Source organism: Psychroflexus sp. MES1-P1E (genome assembly GCF_002836055.1).
Taxonomy (GTDB): domain Bacteria; phylum Bacteroidota; class Bacteroidia; order Flavobacteriales; family Flavobacteriaceae; genus Psychroflexus.
This window is the reverse complement of record NZ_PJBS01000275.1, coordinates 1-1,561: the sequence shown is the minus strand read 5'-3', so window position 1 is coordinate 1,561 and position 1,561 is coordinate 1. Positions and strand designations below refer to the sequence as shown.

Annotated in this window: 1 protein-coding gene; it reads left to right on the top strand. The window is 28.4% G+C overall.

Translation table 11 applies throughout. From position 1 onward, the window contains the following. Positions 1–116 precede the first annotated feature (116 nt). On the top strand, positions 117–1,490 hold the full coding sequence (locus tag CXF67_RS09705) for a hypothetical protein (protein WP_102088574.1): 1,374 nt from the start codon (positions 117–119) through the stop codon (positions 1,488–1,490). Positions 1,491–1,561 lie beyond the last annotated feature (71 nt).

Sequence of the window (1,561 nt, the reverse complement as noted above, 5' to 3'; positions counted from 1 at the left end):
TTGAATATTTAGGTAAATTTTATTTGTATTCATCTTATAACAAAAATTTAATGAAGGAAACAAAAATAACAAAATCAGAAAGAGTAGCTCACTATAGAAAAGTTAAACAATAGTTTATGAAACCATTATATATATTTTTATTATTTGGAATTGTAGTTAATGCCCAAACGCCAAAACAAAACTTCACTAAAGCAGAAGAGTTTTACAAAAACGGCAACTACGCTGAAGCAGTAGCACAAACCGAGCGAGTGAAAAAAAGTTTAGGCAAGTCCAATCCCAAAGTAGAAGCCCTTTTATTTTTAGGTTATTACAACACGCAAGATTATACGAAAGCAAAAGTAGCATACGAAACACTTAAATTAATGGTGCCATATAAGGTAGGAAATTCAAGTGAGTTTGCTTTATACAAAAGCACAGGAGAACAACTTGACAAAAAACTGGCTGAGATACAAACTGCTTTTGAGAAAAAACAAAACCAAGGTTCCAAGCCGCTGTATAGTTACTCACAATATGAAGATAAAAATGATATTAAAGAGAGGCGCATAGAAAGAAAAAAAGAGGCTTTTGATAACAGGATGGAAAAAATCCAAGAAAATAATAAAAATGAGGCTTCTCAAGTTTTGGAACAAATACTAAAAAATCCATCTAAAGAAAAGTTTGAAAATTATCTTTTAGAAGAACGTTATGGAGACAAATTTGAAGATGTAAAAAAATATTTAAAATATTGGGATGAAACTTCTTTTATGATATTCGATTATGACTCTTCTGACACTGATAAAAAAAGCAAATTAGAGACATTAGGTTATCATTTAAATATCGATTTTCTTAATATTTCAGGAAGTAAAATTATATATATACCCAAATCCATCTTTACAAGAGGGACTTTGACAAAAATTGCAATTAATCGGACGTCTATAACTTCACTTCCAGATAATATTACAAATAACAAAGATCTTGGGTTATTAACATTAAAATTTAATAAAAAATTAAATAAATACCCAGAGGATTTATCTGCATTTGTAAATCTTCAAATATTAATTTTACAAAACAATAAATATTCAGAATTTCCTTTACTTGGGCATTCTATTAATTTAAGAAAACTTTATTTGAATCAACATATGGAGAATATTCCAAATGAAATATTCAATTTAAAAAAATTAAAGGAACTCGGAATAATGACTATAAGACCAAGTCAGGGATTTGAATTTCCAGAAGAGCTAGGCAGACTCACAAATTTAGAAGTTTTAGAACTAAATCATTCTTATGTAAAAGAGCTCCCTAAATCAATTAAGAACCTAGTCAATTTAAAAGAGTTGAATCTTTTCAATACTTCAATTGAAGATTTGCCTTCTGAATTGAAGGAATTATCCAACCTTAAATTGCTTCGTGTAGGCGGTATTGATAATAAACCCTACAATAACAAAAAAGTAGAACGAGCTTTAAAAAAGCTTGTGAAAGCGTTGCCCAATTTAAAAGTTGAGTATAATTAAAGTATTTAAAATAAGCATAAGTTCAGTCCATTAATAAATTAAAAATTAACTGAATAAGTGCCAGTTGCCAA